Origin of the sequence: Rahnella sp. R3(2024) (assembly GCF_042920125.1) — a bacterium.
Classification (GTDB): Bacteria; Pseudomonadota; Gammaproteobacteria; order Enterobacterales; family Enterobacteriaceae; genus Rahnella; species Rahnella rivi.
In genome coordinates this window covers 4,319,981-4,338,335 of record NZ_JBHGBU010000001.1, presented here as the reverse complement: position 1 = coordinate 4,338,335, position 18,355 = coordinate 4,319,981, and the positions used below count along the sequence as shown (strand labels likewise).

Below are 18,355 nucleotides of genomic sequence, written 5' to 3'. Positions count from 1 at the left end.
TCGTCCGTTATGCAGCAGCGTTATCTGATGCTCTTTTCAAATGATCCCGGAAATTACATGAGCCCTTTTTTCTTCAATTCTTCTTTGAAGTTGTCGCGGGTGATTAGCACAACGTCAGTCACTTCGGTGAATTTCGGTGGTTCAACGCCTTTGGTCACCCATTCGTTCAGCATCTGGATACTTTTGTAACCGTGGATATCCGGGCTGGGTAACAGGGAACCGTAGAAGCCGGTTTGCGCGCTTTTCGACAGCTCATTCACCGCATCCACACCGTTGATACCGATGCCGATCACGTTCGCCGCTTTAAAGCCCTGACCTTCCGTTGCACGCACGCCACCGAGCACGGTGTTGTCGTTCATGCCGATGATCAGCCAGTTTTTCACTTCAGGATGTTGCACCAGCAGGGAGTTACCGGCATCCAGTGCGCCAGGAATATCGTTAGATTTGGTCGGCACTTTGTAGATTTGTTTTTCCGGGAAACCGGCCGCTTTCAGCGCGTCCATAGAACCGGAAGTACGACGACGTGCGGTGTCCAGCTCATCGGCGGTGATGGCCATGACGCCTGTCTCAGCCGGTTTCCAGCCACGTTTTTGCATCTCTTTATACAGTTCCTGCCCCTGACGCTCGCCGATTTTGGTCGCGGCCATCATCACTAACGGCACTTCTTCCATTGGCTTGCCTTTGGCATTCACGAACTGGTCATCCACCTGGATCACTTTCATGTCATAGCTGCGCGCTTTCGCCATGATGGCAGGCCCGAGACGGGGATCCGGCGTACAGATAACAAAACCTTTCGCGCCGTTCGCCGCCAGACTGTCAATCGCATTCAACGTTTTTTCACCATCCGGCACGGCGATTTTAATGACCTCGAAGTTCAGGTCTTTACCGGCTTTATCGGCGAAGCGCCATTCAGTCTGGAACCAGGGTTCTTCAGGCTGTTTAACCAGGAAACCCAGCTTCGGATTTTCTGCTGCCATAGCTGAATGTGACATAACGGCTGCTAACCCTACCGCCGCTAATGCCTTAGTGAATTTATGCATGATGTTCTCCGACTTTTATTGTTGTTTTTCACAATTGCGCTCTGAAATCTGGTGGTTTGCCGCCATCGTGAAAACGTTATCAGTAGCGTAAGGAAACAAAGTGAGGATGCGCCGAAGTCCTGTGTATAGCGGATTTACGTCACACTCTCTTGTAAGACGGGTTAAGTTTTAGCGGTAATTTTGCAGCGGAATGTAGAGCGCTATCACACGCCGGGAAAACAGCAGGAATGTGCATAGATATAGCGATTTTAGCCAAACGCTAACATTTGACCAACCTCACAGAAACATCATTGGGAGCAGATTTGTGCATACTTCCAGCTAACGCCTCCTCACTGCCTTTTTGACATCCTCCTACTGTTAGAGCAATTCGATTCGCCGCCGTAATGACTACGGCAAACCTGAAGGAGTGAGAAAGAATGACGCAAGGTGCGATTGCTCTTGGTCTGGATTTTGGCAGCGATTCTGTCCGTGCACTGGCGGTTGATTGTCAGACGGGTGCTGAGATAGAAACGGATGTCGTGTATTACCCGCGCTGGAATGAAGGCCGTTACTGTGATGCGGCTAAAAATCAGTTCCGCCATCACCCGCTCGACTATATAGAAGCGATGGAACAGGCGATAAAAAACGTGGTGACCCGCCTGGGCCATGAGCGCGCCGCCCGCGTGGTCGGTATCGGTGTCGATTCCACCGGCTCAACACCCGCGCCTGTCGATCATCAGGGCAACATTCTGGCGCTTAACCCGGAATTTGCCGAAAACCCGAACGCCATGTTCGTGCTGTGGAAAGATCACACGGCAATAGAAGAAGCCGAAGAGATCAACCGTCTGTGCCGCAGCGGCGATTTCCCTGATTACTCCCGCTACATCGGCGGCGTCTACTCCTCCGAATGGTTCTGGGCGAAAATCCTGCACGTTTCCCGCGCTGATGCCGCGGTGAAAGAAGCCGCCGCGTCGTGGGTTGAACTGTGCGACTGGGTGCCCGCCCTGCTTTCCGGCACCACCGCGCCGGACAAAGTGGTCCGCGGACGTTGCAGCGCCGGGCACAAAATGCTCTGGCATCCGTCGTGGGGCGGCCTGCCACCGAAAGATTTCTTCGCCGCCCTTGATCCGTTGCTGGTCGAAAACCTGCCGTATCCGCTGTTTACCGATACCGTTACTGCCGAACAGGCCGTCGGTACACTCACCCCTGAATGGGCAGCACGCCTCGGTTTACCGGCAAGCGTGGTGCTTTCCGGCGGCGCATTCGACTGCCATATGGGCGCCGTCGGTGCGGGCGCACAGCCGTATACGCTGGTGAAAGTCATCGGCACGTCCACCTGCGACATTCTGATTGCCGATAAAGCCCGCGTTAACGATCGTGCCATTGCCGGGATTTGTGGTCAGGTCGAAGGCAGCGTGGTGCCGGACATGATCGGGATGGAAGCCGGGCAGTCTGCCTTTGGCGACATGTACGCCTGGTTCAGCCGTCTGCTGAGCTGGCCGCTGATTCAGGCTGCAAAAACCCATCCTGAACTGCAAACGCAGTTATCCGCATTACAAAAAAACCTCCTGTCGGATCTCACCGCCGCCTGGGCCGCCAATCCGAAACTGGATCACCTGCCGCTGGTGCTCGACTGGTTCAACGGCCGCCGTACGCCGTTTGCCAACCAGCGCCTGAAAGGCGTGATTACCGATATCAATTTAGGTACCGAAGCGCCGGAACTGTTCGGGGGCTTTATCGCCGCCACCGCCTTTGGCGCACGCGCCATCATGGAGTGTTTCGAACAGCAGGATATTCCGGTGGAAAACGTCCTGACCCTCGGCGGCATTGCGCGTAAATCGCCGGTCATCATGCAGGTGTGCGCCGACGCCATGAACCGTCCGCTGCAAATTGTCGCGTCTGATCAGTGCTGTGCGCTGGGTGCGGCGATCTTTGCCGCCGTCGCCGCCGGTGAATTCAGCGACGTGCCTGCCGCGCAGGAAAAAATGGCCTGCAGCATCGAACGCACGCTGCTGCCGGATCCGCAGCGCGTCGAGCAATATCAGCGCCTGTACGAACGTTATCAGCAATGGTGTGTCACGACTGAACCGCTGTTCGCAGCGAAGACGACGCATTAATTCCTCTTTCTCATATCCGATATTCAGGAGTAACAAATGGACGCGTTTAAACATCTCGAAGTGTGGTTCGCTATCGGCAGTCAGCATCTGTACGGGCCGGAAACGTTACGTCAGGTCAAAGAGAATGCCGAAAAAGTGGTGAACGGCCTGAACACGGAAGCCGGTTTGCCGATTAAGCTGGTGCTTAAACCCCTGGTGACCACGCCGGACGAAATCACCGCCCTGTGCCGCGAAGCCAACTACCACAACCCGTGCGTGGGGATCATCACCTGGCTGCACACCTTCTCGCCGGCCAAAATGTGGATCGCCGGCCTGAGCATCCTGCACAAGCCGCTGTTACAGTTCCATACGCAGTTCAACGCCGAAGTGCCGTGGGACACCATGGACATGGACTTCATGAACCTGAACCAGACTGCGCACGGTGGCCGTGAATTTGGCTTCATCGGTGCCCGTATGCGTCAGCAGCATTCCGTGGTGGCCGGGCACTGGCAGGACGGTGAATCCCATCGCCGTATCGCTCAGTGGATGCGCGTATCAGCGGCGAAAAATGAAAGTCAGCACCTGAAAGTGGCGCGTTTTGGCGACAACATGCGTGAAGTGGCAGTGACCGAAGGCGATAAAGTGGCCGCACAGATCCAGTTTGGCTACACCGTCAGCGCGTACGGTATCGGCGATCTGGTGAGTGTGATCAACGAAGTCAGCAAAGGTGACGTGGATACGCTGGTGGAAGAGTACGAGGCCACGTACCGTCTCACCGATACGGTCAAAGTCAACGGCGAACGCCGTGAAAACCTGCTGGACGCCGCGAAGATCGAACTGGGCATGACCCGTTTCCTCGAGCAAGGCAAATTTGGTGCCTTCACCACTAACTTCGAAGATCTGCACGGCATGAAACAACTGCCGGGGCTGGCGGTACAGCGTCTGATGCAAAAAGGCTACGGCTTTGGCGGCGAAGGCGACTGGAAAACGTCTGCCCTGCTGCGCATCATGAAAGTGATGGCCAGCGGCCTGAAAGGCGGCACGTCGTTTATGGAAGATTACACCTACCACTTCAAACCAGGGAACGATCTGGTGGTGGGCTCGCACATGCTGGAAGTGTGCCCGTCGATTGCCAAAGAAGAAAAACCGTTGCTGGATGCGCAGTTTCTCGGCATAGGCGGCAAAGCGGATCCGGCGCGTCTGATCTTCTCCACCCCGGCAGGTCCGGCGGTGAACGCCAGCGTCATCGACATGGGCGATCGCTTCCGTCTGCTGGTCAATCTGGTGGATACCGTCGAACAGCCTCATCCGCTGCCAAAACTGCCGGTCGCCCGCGCTATCTGGAAAGCCCAGCCCTCACTGGCTACCGCAGCAGAAGCCTGGATCCTCGGCGGCGGCGCGCACCACACGGTATTCTCGCAGGCACTGGATATCGACGCGCTGCGTCTTTATGCCGAGCTTTCCGGAATTGAGTTGCTGGTGATAGATAACGACACGACGCTGGCAGACTTCAAAAACCAGATCCGCTGGAATGAGGTGTATTACAAGCTGTGCAGCCGTTAATCACGCAGGCCGTCGCCACGGCGGCCATGTGAATCACGCTGAGTCATGATGAGATTTCGCAGCGGCGCGCAGAGTCTGTTTCGCCGCTGTGAAATCCGCCTTACGCCGATTCCCTCTCCACCAGCCCCGGTGCGACGATAATATTTTGTGCTTCCAGATTTTGCCCCCCAATCCTCAGCATTAACCGGCGTGCCGCCGAATAACCAATTTCCCTGGCCGAGTTGACGATTGACGTCAGCGGAGGCTCAGTCAGCGCGGATTCCGGCGCATCCTCCATGCCGATCAGCGCGACTTTTTGCTGGAAGAAGTTATCAACAGCGCCGCCGCCGACCTGGGTGCCGGTACGCATTACGCCAAAATAGGCACCGAGCGCAACGGAGGCTTTATGGCAGACGATGGCGCTGATTTTCGGGTAACGGGATAACAAGGCTTCTGCTGCATCGGCGGCGCATTTCTGCTGATAATCACACTCGATGATCCACTCACTGCGAAACGGCAGGCCGTATTGCAACAGCGTGGCGCAGAACCCGCCCAGCCGCTCGGCGCGGGTGAGCGAATTACTCAGGCCGCCAAGATACGCGATCTGTTTATGCCCGCGCTTGATCAGATATTCGGTGGCCATTTTCGCGGCCAGCATGTTGTCCGGGCGCACCACATCCACCCCTTCGATACCGCCGGAGCGCGCCGCGCAGATCAGCGGCACCCCATGTTCTTCCGCTTTTTCTTTCAGCCCGGCAATCGAATTCACCCCACCGGCGATAACGATGCCGTCAACGCCGTGCGTCAGTAAGGTATCAAAACAGCGCTCAAGGCCCTTGCCGGTTGAGCCGCTTTGCAGCAGAAACAGCACTTTGCCCTGCGCTTCAAACATCTCGCTCAGCCCGGCGGTCATTTCCGCATAAAAAGGCTCGCAGATATCGCGAACAATCAGCCCGACCACGCCGGATTCACCGCCGCGCAGCGTACTGGCCTGACGGTTGCGCACAAACCCCAGTTCATCGACCGCACGGTTTACGCGTTCAGAGGTGGTCTGTGAAATTCGTCCTTTGCCGCTCAGCACCAGTGACACCGTGGTGACGGAAACTCCCGCGTGCTGCGCGACGTCAATAATCGTGATTTTTTTATGATTCATTGGACGTCATCGTTCATTTCAAACTCCATAAAACGGGATCCTTTCCCGCCCGCATTATTTACAACATTAAAAAATAAGCGTGGTCAGACAGTTATACCTAATTCACCGGATTGAGTAAAACGTTAAACCTGCCACTATCCCCCGCACAGAGCGAATTATCGAATATTGTGATTCACGCCACGTATTATTTAGGTAAAACGTTTTATCTTTAGCGCCGTCAACACACAGCTAACACCAACACTTACAGGGAGCAGCTATGCCTGCCAGTAAAAAACAAAAAATTACGCTTTGGGAATTCTTCCAGAGTCTGGGTAAAACCTTCATGCTGCCGGTGGCTCTGCTGTCGTTTTGCGGCATCATGCTGGGCATCGGCAGCTCGTTAAGCAGCCACGATGTGGTGACCCTGCTCCCCGCACTGGGCAATCCGATCCTCCAGCTGATTTTCGTCTGGATGAGCAAAGTCGGTTCCTTCGCGTTCAGCTTCCTGCCGGTGATGTTCGCTATCGCAATCCCGCTGGGCATGGCGCGTGAGAACAAAGGCGTTGCGGCGTTTTCCGGCTTCGTCGGCTTCGCGGTGCTGAATCTGGCGATTAACTTCTACCTGACCGCCAACGGCACGCTGCCGACCGTGGATCCTGCGGTACTGAAGGCCAACAACATCCAGATGATCCTCGGGATTCAGTCTATCGACACCGGTATTCTGGGCGCGGTGATCGTCGGTATCATCGTGTACATGCTGCATGAACGCTACAACACCATCCGCCTGCCGGATGCACTGGCCTTCTTCGGCGGCACCCGTTTCGTGCCTATCGTCACCACCGTGGTGCTCGGTTTAGTCGGTCTGCTGATCCCGCTTATCTGGCCGTTCTTCGCCGCAGGCATCAATGGCCTTGGCCGTCTGATTCAGGGCGCGGGCGTGTTCGGGCCGATGATTTTTGGTTCCGGCGAACGTCTGCTGCTGCCGTTCGGTCTGCATCATATTCTGGTGGCACTGATCCGCTTCACCGAAGCCGGCGGTACGCTGGATGTCTGTGGCCGTGAAGTGAGCGGCGCGCTGACCATCTTCCAGGCACAGCTTTCCTGCCCGACCACGCACGGTTTCTCTGAGAGTGCCACACAGTTCCTGTCTCAGGGCAAAATGCCTGCCTTCCTCGGCGGCCTGCCGGGCGCAGCGCTGGCGATGTACCACTGCGCGAAACCTGAAAACCGTCATAAAATTAAAGGCCTGCTGATTTCCGGCGTGGTGGCGTGCGTGGTGGGCGGCACCACAGAACCGATCGAATTCCTGTTCCTGTTCGTGGCGCCAGTGCTGTATGTGATCCACGCTATTCTGACCGGTCTGGGCTTCACCATTATGTCGGTTCTGGGCGTCACCATCGGCAATACCGACGGTAACATCATCGATTTCGTGGTCTTTGGCATCCTGCACGGCACGGCAACCAAATGGTATCTGGTACCCGTTGTGGCAGCCATCTGGTTTGCGGCTTACTATGCCATCTTCCGCTTCTCCATCATGCGCTTTAATATCAAAACGCCGGGTCGCGAATCGGAAAGTATGCCTGACGCCGCGCCGGTGCCTTCTTCCAGCAAATCTGGCTACAACGTCCCGGCTATTCTCAGCGCGCTGGGCGGTGCCGAAAATATCGTCTCTCTGGACAACTGTATCACCCGCCTGCGCCTTTCCGTCTCGGATATGTCACGGGTGGATGACGCAACACTGAAAGCTAACCGTGCCATTGGCGTGGTTCATCTCAACGACCACAATTTGCAGGTCGTGATCGGGCCGCAGGTACAGTCGGTGAAAGATGAACTGGATTATCTGATCCGCGAAGCGGCCAGCCATTCAGCTCCGCAAGGGGTGACGGCGTAAGCATTGAATCCGCAGGGCGACCTTGTGTCGCCCTTTTCAGCTTTCTTCAGGGAGTGAAAAATGACTTCAACTTCTTTCGATTTTTCCACCGTGGTGGATCGCCACGGCAGCTGGTGTACGCAGTGGGATTACGTCGCTGACCGTTTTGGCAGCGCTGATTTACTGCCCTTCACCATCTCCGACATGGATTTCGCCGCCGCGCCGTGCATTCTCGAAGCCCTGCAAAAACGTCTGCAACACGGCGTCCTCGGCTACAGCCGCTGGCAGCACGACGATTTCCTCGGCGCGGTCGCGCACTGGTATCAGCAGCGATTCAACAGCCAGATCGATCGCGACATGGTGGTATACGGCCCGTCGGTGATTTACATGGTGGCGCAACTGATCCGCCAGTGGAGCCAGCCGGGCGACGGCGTGGTGACCTTCACCCCCGCTTACGACGCATTTTTCAAAGTGGTGGAAGGCAATCAGCGCACCATGCTGTCCAGCCCGCTGACCAAAAAGGGCAACGACTGGGCGCTGGATGCCCGCCAGCTGGAAACGCTGCTGGCACAGCCGACCTGCTCAGTGCTGCTGTTATGCAGCCCGCACAACCCGACCGGAAAAGTCTGGACGCGCGCAGAGCTGACGCTGATTGCTGAACTGTGTGAGCGCCACAACGTGCGGGTGATCAGCGATGAAATCCACATGGACATGGTCTGGGGCGACAACACGCATACGCCGTGGAATGAAACCGGCCGTGGCGAATGGGCGCTGCTGACTTCCGGCTCGAAAAGCTTCAACATTCCGGCGCTGACCGGCGCTTACGGGCTGATCAGCCACAAAGCGCAGCGCGAGGCCTATCTGCATCAGCTCAAAGCCTGCGACGGATTATCCTCTCCGGCAGTGCTGGCGATCCACGCTCACGTGGCTGCTTATCAGGCCGGGGAGCCCTGGCTGGATGCGTTGCGCAACTATTTGCAGGGCAATCTGCGCTATGTGGCCGACAAGCTGAATGCCGCGTTCCCGGCCCTCAACTGGCAGCCGCCGCAATCCACTTATCTGGCGTGGATCGACCTGCGCCCGCTGGGCATTGACGACAAACTGCTGCAAAAAGAGCTGATCGAACATCAAAAAGTCGCCATCATGCCGGGATATACCTACGGTGAAGAAGGCAACGGTTTCCTGCGTCTCAATGTCGGCTGCCCGCGCTCGAAAGTTGAAGCGGGAGTTGAAAAATTAATCAGCGTTATCAAAGCATTACGGTAAGCGCTTCCCCCTGCGAAGGGGGAGGCTGCACGGCGTGTTTGCAGGCGATGTCAATGCCAGCACACACAGCAGACGGCTGAGTTTTTCTTCATCACCCACCCCAACCCTCCTCATCGCCGGGGAGGGAGCAAAACCAAAACCTTCCTTGTTGCGCAACTAAATCCAGTTATAATGCCCCGCACATTTCAATAATAATGAGTGCACACCATGATCGACACACGCCTTCCCCTCACTGATATCCACCGCCACCTTGATGGCAACATTCGCGCTCAAACCATTCTCGATTTAGGCCGTCAGTTTAATCTGACCCTGCCTGCTGACGAACTCGACGCCCTGCGCCCGCACGTGCAGGTGATGCACGCGGAACCGGATCTGGTCAGCTTCCTGCAAAAACTGGACTGGGGCGTGAAAGTGCTGGGCGACATCGACGCCTGCCGTCGCGTTGCTAAAGAAAACGTGGAAGATGCCGCGAAGGCCGGTTTGCATTACACCGAGCTGCGTTTCTCGCCGTACTACATGGCGATGAATCACAATTTGCCGGTTGCCGGCGTGGTGGAAGCGGTGATCGAAGGGATCCGTGAAGGGCAAAAAAATCATGATATCGATGTGCGTCTGATCGGTATTCTGAGCCGTACTTTTGGTGAAGATGCCTGCGTGCAGGAGCTCGAAGGCCTGCTGGCTCACCGCGACGGTATTACCGCGCTGGATCTGGCCGGTGATGAACTCGGTTTTCCGGGCAGTCTTTTCCTCAGCCACTTTAACCGCGCGCGTGATGCAGGCTGGCGTATTACCGTTCACGCCGGTGAGGCGGCAGGCCCTGAAAGCATCTGGCAGGCCATCCGTGAACTGGGCGCTGAGCGTATCGGCCACGGCGTGAAAGCAGCGCAAGATCCGGCGCTGATGGATTTCCTGGCGAAGCACCAGATTGGTATCGAATCCTGCCTGACCTCCAATATTCAAACCAGCACCGTGGCCTCGCTTGAGCAGCACCCGCTGGCGACGTTCCTGCGTCACGGCGTTCTGGCGTCGATCAATACCGATGACCCGGCGGTTCAGGGCATTGAGATCGCCAACGAGTACAACGTTGCCGCGCCAGCCGCGGGCCTGACGCAAAATGAAATCCGCAAAGCGCAGGAAAACGGCCTGACCATGGCCTTCCTGACCGATGCAGAAAAACAGGCAATCCGCGACAAAGTCTCGGCGTAACCGTTTCTGACTCCATAAAAAAGGGCGAGAATGATTCTCGCCCTTTTGTCTTTCTGTCAGCCGGTTACGCTGATGTCACGTCTTCTTTTTTCACCCGTGCAGCCGCGTCTTCACGCGCCACACGTCTGGCATAACGTGAGGCCAGCACCGCGCACACCATCAGCTGGATCTGGTGGAAAATCATCAGCGGTAAGACCATCGCCCCGACGGCTGCCGCCGGGAACAACACGTTCGCCATCGGGATCCCGTTCGCCAGGCTCTTCTTCGACCCGCAGAAGACAATGGTGATTTCATCTTTGGTGTTAAAGCCAAACAAGCGCGCCACAAACGTATTGATGATCAACACAATGGTCAGCAGCAAAATCGAGCAACCAAGCACCGCCAGCAGTGACCAGCCGTCAATCTGATGCCAGATCCCTTCAACCACCGCCGCGCTGAAGGCCACGTACACCACCAGCAGGATGGAAGAGCGGTCGGTCACGTTAACGATTTTCTTATGTCGCTGTACCCAACCCCCGATCAGCGGACGGCACAGATGCCCGATGATGAAAGGTACCATCAGTTGCAACACGATCGACCCGATGGCATGCAGCGTATCGCTGGTGCCGCCCTGCGTATGCATCAGCAGGCCCACCAGCACCGGCGAAAGGAAAACACCGAGAATGCTGGAGGCCGACGCACTGCAAATGGCCGCCGGAATATTCCCGCCCGCCACCGAGGTGTAGGCGATGGCCGACTGCACGGTGGCAGGCAGCGCACAGAGATACAGAAAACCGTAATACAGCGTCGGGGTTAAAATCCCCACCGGCAACAGCCACTTCATTCCCAGACCGAGCAGCGGGAACAGTGCGAAGGTGCTGAGGAAAACGACAACGTGCAAACGCCAGTGGCCGATCCCCGACATGATCGCTTCGCGGGACAACTTCGCGCCGTGCATAAAGAACAGCAGCGCGATGGCCGCGGTGGTCAGGTGTTCGAAGATCGTTTTGTAAATCCCTTCACAAGGAAAGAACGACGCGACCACCACCACACAGATCAGGATCAGCAAAAACTTATCGATTTTTAACCAGGACATGGACCTTCCTTGCCAGATAAACAGGTGCGGTTAACACCTCGTGAAAATAACAACGGCGACTTATTTTTTGACGTTCAGCGTCGCGCGTTGCTCAGAAGATTGCATACCCAGTTCGATCAGTTCCATCACGCGGATAGCGTCGCCCGCGGGCACCGGATTTTCACCCTGTCCGTTAATCGCATCACGCACACCGGCGTAATAGGCCGGATAGTTGCCCGGCAGGGTCAGCAGTGATTTTTCCGCCAGCACGCCGTCATGGCTCAGCGTCACCACGCCATCGCGCATGTCGTAACCCCAGTCAGCCTGCGGCAAACGTTCGCCCGCTTTCAGACGATCTTCCTGAGGATCCAGCCCGAATTTCACATAGCTGCCTTTTTCGCCCTGCACGATAAAGCGCGCCGTTTCGGCTACGGCGTAGACGGTACTGTGCAGCACCACGCGACGGCGCGGATAGGTCAGCACGGCGTTGAAATAATCCACCGCTTTACCGCCGGGGCGCAGCACCGCCAGATCGGCCTGTAAGGTGTCCGGCGTACCGAACAACTGCAATGCCTGATCCAGCAGATGCGATCCTAAGTCATACCATATGCCGCTGCCCTGCGCCGCGCTCTCACGCCAGCGTTCCAGCACCTGCGGTTTGTAACGATCGTAATGCGATTCGAAATAAACGATATCGCCAAGAGAACCTTCGTTGATCAGCGTTTTCACGGTCAGGAAATCGGAGTCCCAGCGGCGGTTATGGAACACCGACAGCACTTTGCCTTTTTCACGCGCCAGCGCATCCAGCTCGCGGGCCTCTTCCAGCGTGACGGTAAAGGGTTTATCGACGATGACGTGCTTACCCGCTTCCAGCGCCAGTTTCGCCAGCGGGAAGTGCGTGGTATTTGGCGTGGGGATCACCACCAGATCGATATCCGGATCGGCAAACACTTTCTCAGGGGAATCCACTACCCTGACCTGCGGCCATTCTGCATGCACTTTTCCGGCATCACTGCTCGACACCACGGCCAGTTCCAGACCCGGCGTGCCGTCGATCAGCGGTGAGTGGAAGGTTTTGCTGGCGAAGCCATAACCGATGAGGCCAACCCGCAGAGTTTGAGACATAGTATTTTCCTTTTGTTAACGGTCTTGCCCGTCAGGACGCAATGTGTCTGATTTGACACCAGGATAAGGTGGCGAACAAGTTAAAATTACGTTTTCTAAAGGTGATAAGCCGCTGTGATGCAGGCATAAATCCCCGCGAGATATTCCCTGAAGGCCTTATGCGGATTCGCGGATCACCAGCGAATAGCCGAGATCCACCACGCTTTCCGCCACCGGAATGCCTTCGATTTTATCCGCCAGCATCCGGGCCGCCTTCACCCCGAGTTCCCACTTATCCACGCTGACGGTGGTGATTGCCGGGCGGTTATGGGCAGCAAAATTCAGGTCTGCGAAGCCGATAACTGACAGATCGCCCGGTACCCGCAGCCCCTGCGCTTCCGCCTCCATAATCGCGCCCTGCGCCAGCGTGTCAGAACTGCAAATAATGGCATCGAAACGTTTACCGTCCGCCATCATCTGACGCAGCGCATTGCGCCCGACTTCCATATTGGCCGGACGGGAGACAATCAGCTCTTCAATCTCATGCTCAGGCCGGGTGCGCAACACCGCCTGCGCACCCTTTTTCCGCACCACAGCGCGGCGGTCAGAGGCACAGATAAAGCCGAAGCGGGTAAAGCCTTTATCCAGAAAATACGCGCCAATCGCGTTGCCGACTTTTTCATGGGAGAAGCCGATCAGCATGTCGATGGGCGTGGGCGTTAAATCCCAGATTTCAACCACCGGAATATTGGCGTTGAGAATAATGCGTTTCAGTTCTGAGGTGTGATGAATACCGGTGAGCACGATGCCGTCCGGGCGGCGGGAAAGCAGTGTCGCCACAATGTCCGTTTCCGCCTCCGGCTCGTAGCCGACAATGCACAGCAGCATGTGGTAACCGCGCAGCGCCAGCTCATCGCTTATCGCCTGCACGGTATCGACAAACATATTGTTGTTAATCTGCGGCACCACCACCGCGATAAGCTTGGTGCGGCTGGTCGCCAGCCCACCGGCCAGCATGTTGGGGATGTAGCCGGTAATATTCACCGCGTCCATCACGCGGGAGATGGTCGCCGGGCGCACCACTTTCGGGTTGTTCAGCGCCCGGCTCACCGTCATCGGTGACAGACCGGCTTCTTTCGCCACATCTTCGAGCGTGGCCGAACGGGTTCGATTCTTATAGGTTTTTTGGGTGTTATTCAAAGCATTGCCCACTGTTTTCGGGTGTCAAAAATTAGAATGTTTGCGCAATCATTGCCAGTTTCTCACAGCGCCGCCAGCGGGTTAAGCTGAAAATGTTTAGTGTTTGTTACGAAATTGATGCCAATAAAAAATCCACGTCTGAGCGTGGATTTTTTATTGCCGGTTAAGGCCGTTTTAGCCGGTCACTGCCGCGCCATTAAAAGGGTCTGATCACCGCTAACACCCCGATCACTGCCACGGCCACCACGATAATTGCCGACGCCTTACCTAAAATGGCGAAGTTTTTGGTCGGCTGGCCGGTTGCACGGCGGCGAAGTTCACCGGAAAGCATGCCGTGAAGGGCGGAAAGTCCCACCACCACCAGCAGTTTGATCAGCAACCAGGCGTGCGGGAATTTGCCGTAACTGACAATCATCCAGACACCGGCGATCCACAGCAGAAGCATCGCCGGGCTGGTGACGCAGCGGTTCCATTTGCGCACATAGCCGAGCAGCGCCGCCTGGCTGGCCTCCTGCGCCGCCGCGTTGCCGGTGACCGCGAAAACCATCGCCATCCCCATCATTCCGCCAATCCACAACACCCCTGCAATAACGTGTACGGCATTTAGCCACTCATGAAGCATGTTTTATTCCTTCTGAAAGTTAACGACATATTGCTCTGCCGGACAGAACCAACCTGCTGTCTGCAAACGGCTTTTACCGGATTATGTCTCTTTCCCCCAGTAAAGGCACGGTTAACCCGCCCACTTTGGCCCTTTCGTTTTTTGCCACCAGTAGGTAGACTGGTATACCTACCACTTACTCACCCCGAAGGAATTGCGCCATGCCAGTCTCCGATTCTCCCGCAGAAAGCGCCCGCGACCGCCTGCTGGGCGCGGCCAGAGTGTTGTTTTATAACGATGGCATCGCCGCGACGGGCATTGATGCCATCGTCAAAAAAGCCGGTGTGGCCAAAAAAAGCCTCTACAACAATTTCGAATCCAAAGCTGAACTGGTGGCCACGTACATTGAGATCCGCCACGACGAATGGCTGATGCTCTACAGCCGCCGTCTGCAACAGACTTCTGACGCCAGAGAAGGCGTGCTGGCGGTGTTTCTGGCGTATGAGGATCACGCGGAATTTGCCTATGAGCGCGGCTTTCGCGGTTGCGGATTACTCAATGCCGCCGCGGAGTTACCCGCCGGCGCCCCCGGCAGAACAGCGGTGCGCGGGCACAAAGAACAGGTGGAATCGATTCTGACTGCCCACCTTCTCACTTTGCTTAACGGCGATGAACTCAAAGCACAGCGGATGGCGCGTCACTTCTCCTTCCTGCTCGAAGGGGCCATGTCCCGCGCGGGGCTTGAAGGCAACGGCGATTGTGTCCGGCAGGCAATGGCGATGGCTGAAGAGATGATGGAGGCGACGCAGGCATGAATCCCGGTGAACGTATGTCAGGCATGGGCGGCGTACTGATCGCCGCACTGTTGTGGGGAACCACCGGAACGGCGGCAACCTTTGCGCCGGGCGTCAGCGCCGTTGCCATCGGTGCGGTGGCGATGGGCGTTGGCGGCATGTTGCAGGCGCTGATCGCCCTGCGGGGCATTGCCCGTCACCGCGCCACGCTGCGCCATCACTGGCGGATGTTGCTGACCGGGGCGCTGGCGGTGGCGGTGTATCCGCTGGCGTTTTATGCCTCCATGCATCTGGCGGGGGTGACGGTCGGGACGGTGATTTCCATCGGTTCCGCCCCGCTGCTGTCTGCACTGATTGAATATGGTCTTGACGGACAACGCCTGACGCGCCGCTGGATGACCGGCGCGGCGGCAGGTGTCGCAGGCATGGTGCTGCTCTGTCTGGCCGAAAGTGCTCACTCCTCCTCCACGGCGCAGCAGTCAGAGGTGATCACCGGCATTGCGCTCGGGCTGCTGGCCGGTCTGACCTACGCGCTCTACTCCTGGGCGGCGCGTCATCTGATGCAGCGCGGCATTCCTTCGCGCACCGCCATGGGGGCAACCTTTGGCTTCGGCGGAATAATGCTGATGCCGGTACTTTTTGCCACCGGCGCGCCGCTGCTGGCCTCATGGAATAACGCCGCCGTCGGCATTTACATGGCGCTGGTCCCGATGTTTATCGGCTATCTCTGTTACGGCTACGGGCTGGCGCGCATTCCCGCCAGTATGGCGACCACCATTACGCTGCTCGAACCCGCCGTTGCGGCGGTGCTTGCGGTGGTGATAGTCGGCGAAAGGCTGCCCGCTCTGGGTTGGGTGGGGATTGGCCTGATCGTCGCCTGCCTGCTGTGGATCACGGTGCCGGTGAAGAGACGCCGGCTGGCGCAGGCGTAGAACAAGAGACGGGGGAATGGCAGCGAAAAGTGCGCCATTCCCTCCGGGTGAAGGGTTTTACTTAGGTTTAATGATTCCCAGTGAATCTGCCAGGCGCTGTTTATCGGCATTACTCAGGTGCGGCGCGTTGAGCAGGCTGACCATCCGCGCACGCTCTTCCTTGCTGAATCCTCCGGCATTCAGTTGCTGGCTGAGCGTGTCGAGGATCAGTTTGTCGTACTGTGAAATCCGTTTTCTGACGTCCGCCAGATCGGCGGGTTTCCACTCAGGTTCCGGCTGCGACAGCCAGTCCGCCAGATAGCGGTACTGAATGGCTTTCGCCGCATCCATCTGCGCCTGAATAAACGGCGCGACCGACTGAGCATCCACGCCCGCTTTCCCCGCCTCTTCCTGAGCTTCGGCCAGCACTTTCTGTTCCCTGACCAAATCCTCAACCGGTAAATGATGGGCCGCTTTATACCCCGCCACATCTTTCATCACCGCCATGCGCTGATTCATCGCTGAAGCCAGAGAAGTCGCCGCATCGGGGCTGGCGAAAGCCGAACTGGCCATGCAGAACAAAGATAAAAACAACACGAGCTGGTGCATCACTCATTCCTTATCATTACGGGTTAAAAAAAGTAGCATAGACCCGCAATAATACCGCAGCGTGACAATATGCAAAAAAATCAGGGCAACTGGCTCAGCCACTGGCTACGGTATTGCGAAGGGGATCGCGCAGTGCTTTTGCGAAACACACGGCAGAAATAATTGCTGTCCACAAATCCGCAATGACTCGCGACTTCTTTAATTTTCAGCTCGTAGCCTTTGAGCAGCAGTTTCGCCCGCTCCAGACGCACGTGATTGAGGTATTCGCTAAAGCCGATATCGCCGGATTTTCTGAACAGATGCGACAGGTAATTGGGGGTGATGTGGAAGCGTTTCGCCACGTTTTCCCGCGTCAGCGGCAGCGAAGCATTTTCGTCGATGTATTTTTTCACCATCTCAAACAGTGCGCCACTGCGGGTCAGCACCTGGGCCCTGTTGGATAACTGCTCAAGGCAATGGCTCAGCAATCCGGCCACCACGCAGCGGGCGGTTTGCTGATCGTCGGGAAGAGAAACGCTTTCATTCATGGCCTGCAACAGGAAGGATCCCACGCGCGGGCCGAGGCGCGGCACGCTCTGTTTGTCGGTGCCGGTGAAGGCCTTGCCATCCCAGAATTGCAGGCTGAAACCCAGCTTTTCTTTGCTGAACAGAATACTCAGCAACACCGCGGGACGGTCCCATACCGTCAGATTCCACTTCCCGCCGGGGATATAAACGGCGTCCCCCTGCCTGAGTAAACCCTTGTCGCGGGTGATACTGCGATCATGCACCTCACCTTCGACCACAAATTCGATACGCGGAAAGCTCACCACACAGGCCAGTTCGGGCGGCGGCTGGGAGTTATCCGGGAAGCGCACCACCGGCGCGCCGCTGCCGGACACCGATCGGAAAAGGGTTTCAATGACGTCAGTCAGCATGTGAGCCTCCGGGGATTTCCTTTTACCATAACATACCCGTAACAACTTCGATGTTATGCCGGTGGCGGACTCTGTGACCCTGCGCAAATTGCCAAAAAAAAGCCCGACCTGCAGGCCGGGCGTTTCACTCCGTCAGACGTCACAGCACGTCGAGTAACCATTTCTGCGCAGGTGTCAGACGGCTGGCCGTTTCGGGCTTCAGCCACTTGCGCTGATCCTGCTGCTGCATATCGTCACGGTCGATATACAAACTGTGCAGCACCCGGCGGCGTGTGCCGAGGGTGTTATTGGTGCCGCCATGCCAGGCGTGCGCGTTGTAAATCATGACACTGCCTGCGGGGGCTTCAAACATCACTTCATCAGGATGCGGCAGCGCGGGGTCGGCCAGCACCTCTTCCGGCAGCTCCGGGCGATGGTGCGTGCCGGGAATGATACGCGGCGCGCCGTTGGCAGCACTCAGATCGTCAATCGCCACGATGGCATTCACCAGATGCACTTTAGGGAAATCCGGGCGCGGTTTTTTCCAGTCTGCATGAAGCGGCTGATGCCCGCCGTGGTGCAACGCTTCCCGTCCGTTCAGGCTCGACACCTTGAAGGCTCCCTGAAAAATATGGCGGCAGACAGAAAGGATCAGCGGATGCGCCCAGACTTTTTCCCACACGGTGCCTTTGTTAATCATGTTAGCGATGCGCGTCGCGGTGGCTTCCTGATGGTGTTCCACCGCCAGATTATCGCCCTCTTTTTCCACCAGAGAATCAAAGGCACTGCGCATATCTTCCAGCCAGTCTTTGTCGATAACATCATGAATAACCACATAACCTTTCGTCTCCAGCTCATCGAGTTGCGCCGGTGACAACGTCTGATTTGCGCCCAGCGCGGTGAGATACTGTTCTGTTGAAGTGTTCATGTTTTGCCTCGTCAGTTAACGTTTGCGTAACATCAAACTACGGGGAAAGGAGCAGGAAAAAACGATGAAAATCCTACGGAGATCTGGATTTTTGTGGGATCGGAAACGGAATGTGAGATAGCGCGCC

Annotated in this window: 16 protein-coding genes; 7 read left to right on the top strand and 9 right to left on the bottom strand. The window is 56.8% G+C overall.

Features of this window, described 5'->3' with window-relative positions; translation table 11 throughout:
- Positions 1-53: 53 nt before the first annotated feature.
- The gene (locus ABSH60_RS19740; RefSeq protein WP_056777260.1) at positions 54-1,040 is read right to left on the bottom strand and encodes an arabinose ABC transporter substrate-binding protein; all 987 of its coding nucleotides are present in this window, start codon (positions 1,038-1,040) and stop codon (positions 54-56) included.
- A gap of 416 nt (positions 1,041-1,456) precedes the next feature.
- Between ABSH60_RS19740 and ABSH60_RS19735 the strand changes: the two genes are divergently transcribed.
- Together ABSH60_RS19735 and araA are read left to right on the top strand one after the other, a co-directional pair.
- Positions 1,457-3,136 carry a ribulokinase gene (locus ABSH60_RS19735; protein WP_390975452.1) on the top strand — a complete coding sequence of 560 codons (1,680 nt, stop codon included), beginning with the start codon at positions 1,457-1,459 and terminating at the stop codon, positions 3,134-3,136.
- Positions 3,137-3,172: 36 nt separating this feature from the next.
- A complete protein-coding gene (araA, locus tag ABSH60_RS19730; RefSeq protein ID WP_122095370.1) occupies positions 3,173-4,678 on the top strand; it encodes an L-arabinose isomerase in 1,506 nt (501 codons plus the stop codon).
- Positions 4,679-4,778: 100 nt separating this feature from the next.
- Here araA and malI read toward each other — a convergent pair whose 3' ends face one another.
- A complete protein-coding gene (gene malI / locus ABSH60_RS19725; RefSeq protein ID WP_056777268.1) occupies positions 4,779-5,810 on the bottom strand; it encodes a Mal regulon transcriptional regulator MalI in 1,032 nt (343 codons plus the stop codon).
- Between the two features lie 256 nt (positions 5,811-6,066).
- Between malI and malX the strand changes: the two genes are divergently transcribed.
- From malX to add, 3 genes are all read left to right on the top strand, one after another.
- On the top strand, positions 6,067-7,680 hold the full coding sequence (gene malX, locus ABSH60_RS19720; RefSeq protein WP_056777271.1) for a maltose/glucose-specific PTS transporter subunit IIBC: 1,614 nt from the start codon (positions 6,067-6,069) through the stop codon (positions 7,678-7,680).
- Between the two features lie 60 nt (positions 7,681-7,740).
- On the top strand, positions 7,741-8,925 hold the full coding sequence (locus ABSH60_RS19715; protein WP_390975449.1) for a PatB family C-S lyase: 1,185 nt from the start codon (positions 7,741-7,743) through the stop codon (positions 8,923-8,925).
- A gap of 207 nt (positions 8,926-9,132) precedes the next feature.
- Positions 9,133-10,131 (top strand): adenosine deaminase, encoded by a 999-nt coding sequence (gene add / locus ABSH60_RS19710; RefSeq protein ID WP_056777285.1) that lies wholly within the window; start codon positions 9,133-9,135, stop codon positions 10,129-10,131.
- A 64-nt stretch (positions 10,132-10,195) separates the two neighbouring features.
- Here the strand turns inward: add and ABSH60_RS19705 are convergent, their stop codons facing one another.
- The 4 genes from ABSH60_RS19705 to ABSH60_RS19690 form a co-directional block, all read right to left on the bottom strand.
- Positions 10,196-11,206 carry a bile acid:sodium symporter gene (locus ABSH60_RS19705; RefSeq protein WP_390975446.1) on the bottom strand — a complete coding sequence of 337 codons (1,011 nt, stop codon included), beginning with the start codon at positions 11,204-11,206 and terminating at the stop codon, positions 10,196-10,198.
- 60 nt (positions 11,207-11,266) lie between these two features.
- A complete protein-coding gene (locus ABSH60_RS19700) occupies positions 11,267-12,310 on the bottom strand; it encodes an oxidoreductase (RefSeq protein WP_056777292.1) in 1,044 nt (347 codons plus the stop codon).
- A 156-nt stretch (positions 12,311-12,466) separates the two neighbouring features.
- A complete protein-coding gene (locus ABSH60_RS19695) occupies positions 12,467-13,489 on the bottom strand; it encodes a substrate-binding domain-containing protein (RefSeq protein ID WP_390975444.1) in 1,023 nt (340 codons plus the stop codon).
- 196 nt (positions 13,490-13,685) lie between these two features.
- Positions 13,686-14,111 (bottom strand): CopD family protein, encoded by a 426-nt coding sequence (locus ABSH60_RS19690; protein WP_390975442.1) that lies wholly within the window; start codon positions 14,109-14,111, stop codon positions 13,686-13,688.
- 200 nt (positions 14,112-14,311) lie between these two features.
- Here ABSH60_RS19690 and ABSH60_RS19685 point away from each other — a divergent pair, with 200 nt between their 5' ends.
- Both ABSH60_RS19685 and ABSH60_RS19680 read left to right on the top strand, forming a co-directional pair.
- Positions 14,312-14,905: a TetR/AcrR family transcriptional regulator gene (locus ABSH60_RS19685; RefSeq protein ID WP_056777300.1), complete on the top strand. Its 594-nt coding sequence runs from the start codon at positions 14,312-14,314 to the stop codon at positions 14,903-14,905.
- Positions 14,902-15,816, top strand: a complete 915-nt coding sequence (locus ABSH60_RS19680; protein ID WP_238485019.1) for a DMT family transporter — start codon at positions 14,902-14,904, stop codon at positions 15,814-15,816. The genes ABSH60_RS19685 and ABSH60_RS19680 overlap by 4 nt, the downstream gene beginning before the upstream one ends.
- 57 nt (positions 15,817-15,873) lie before the next feature.
- Here ABSH60_RS19680 and ABSH60_RS19675 read toward each other — a convergent pair whose 3' ends face one another.
- From ABSH60_RS19675 to ABSH60_RS19665, 3 genes are all read right to left on the bottom strand, one after another.
- Positions 15,874-16,404, bottom strand: coding sequence for a chorismate mutase (locus ABSH60_RS19675; RefSeq protein WP_390975440.1), 531 nt, complete (start codon positions 16,402-16,404; stop codon positions 15,874-15,876).
- Positions 16,405-16,484: 80 nt separating this feature from the next.
- Positions 16,485-17,321 carry an AraC family transcriptional regulator gene (locus ABSH60_RS19670; protein WP_056777310.1) on the bottom strand — a complete coding sequence of 279 codons (837 nt, stop codon included), beginning with the start codon at positions 17,319-17,321 and terminating at the stop codon, positions 16,485-16,487.
- A 139-nt stretch (positions 17,322-17,460) separates the two neighbouring features.
- On the bottom strand, positions 17,461-18,228 hold the full coding sequence (locus tag ABSH60_RS19665) for a phytanoyl-CoA dioxygenase family protein (RefSeq protein WP_056777312.1): 768 nt from the start codon (positions 18,226-18,228) through the stop codon (positions 17,461-17,463).
- Positions 18,229-18,355 lie beyond the last annotated feature (127 nt).

What these genes read in the sequence shown, in the direction of transcription:
- ABSH60_RS19740 (WP_056777260.1), bottom strand. Translation starts at nt 1,040, where the DNA reads ATGCATAAATTCACTAAGGCATTAGCGGCGGTAGGGTTAGCAGCCGTT.
- ABSH60_RS19735 (WP_390975452.1), top strand. Translation starts at nt 1,457, where the DNA reads ATGACGCAAGGTGCGATTGCTCTTGGTCTGGATTTTGGCAGCGATTCT.
- araA (WP_122095370.1), top strand. Translation starts at nt 3,173, where the DNA reads ATGGACGCGTTTAAACATCTCGAAGTGTGGTTCGCTATCGGCAGTCAG.
- malI (WP_056777268.1), bottom strand. Translation starts at nt 5,810, where the DNA reads ATGAATCATAAAAAAATCACGATTATTGACGTCGCGCAGCACGCGGGA.
- malX (WP_056777271.1), top strand. Translation starts at nt 6,067, where the DNA reads ATGCCTGCCAGTAAAAAACAAAAAATTACGCTTTGGGAATTCTTCCAG.
- ABSH60_RS19715 (WP_390975449.1), top strand. Translation starts at nt 7,741, where the DNA reads ATGACTTCAACTTCTTTCGATTTTTCCACCGTGGTGGATCGCCACGGC.
- add (WP_056777285.1), top strand. Translation starts at nt 9,133, where the DNA reads ATGATCGACACACGCCTTCCCCTCACTGATATCCACCGCCACCTTGAT.
- ABSH60_RS19705 (WP_390975446.1), bottom strand. Translation starts at nt 11,206, where the DNA reads ATGTCCTGGTTAAAAATCGATAAGTTTTTGCTGATCCTGATCTGTGTG.
- ABSH60_RS19700 (WP_056777292.1), bottom strand. Translation starts at nt 12,310, where the DNA reads ATGTCTCAAACTCTGCGGGTTGGCCTCATCGGTTATGGCTTCGCCAGC.
- ABSH60_RS19690 (WP_390975442.1), bottom strand. Translation starts at nt 14,111, where the DNA reads ATGCTTCATGAGTGGCTAAATGCCGTACACGTTATTGCAGGGGTGTTG.
- ABSH60_RS19685 (WP_056777300.1), top strand. Translation starts at nt 14,312, where the DNA reads ATGCCAGTCTCCGATTCTCCCGCAGAAAGCGCCCGCGACCGCCTGCTG.
- ABSH60_RS19680 (WP_238485019.1), top strand. Translation starts at nt 14,902, where the DNA reads ATGAATCCCGGTGAACGTATGTCAGGCATGGGCGGCGTACTGATCGCC.
- ABSH60_RS19675 (WP_390975440.1), bottom strand. Translation starts at nt 16,404, where the DNA reads ATGCACCAGCTCGTGTTGTTTTTATCTTTGTTCTGCATGGCCAGTTCG.
- ABSH60_RS19670 (WP_056777310.1), bottom strand. Translation starts at nt 17,321, where the DNA reads ATGCTGACTGACGTCATTGAAACCCTTTTCCGATCGGTGTCCGGCAGC.
- ABSH60_RS19665 (WP_056777312.1), bottom strand. Translation starts at nt 18,228, where the DNA reads ATGAACACTTCAACAGAACAGTATCTCACCGCGCTGGGCGCAAATCAG.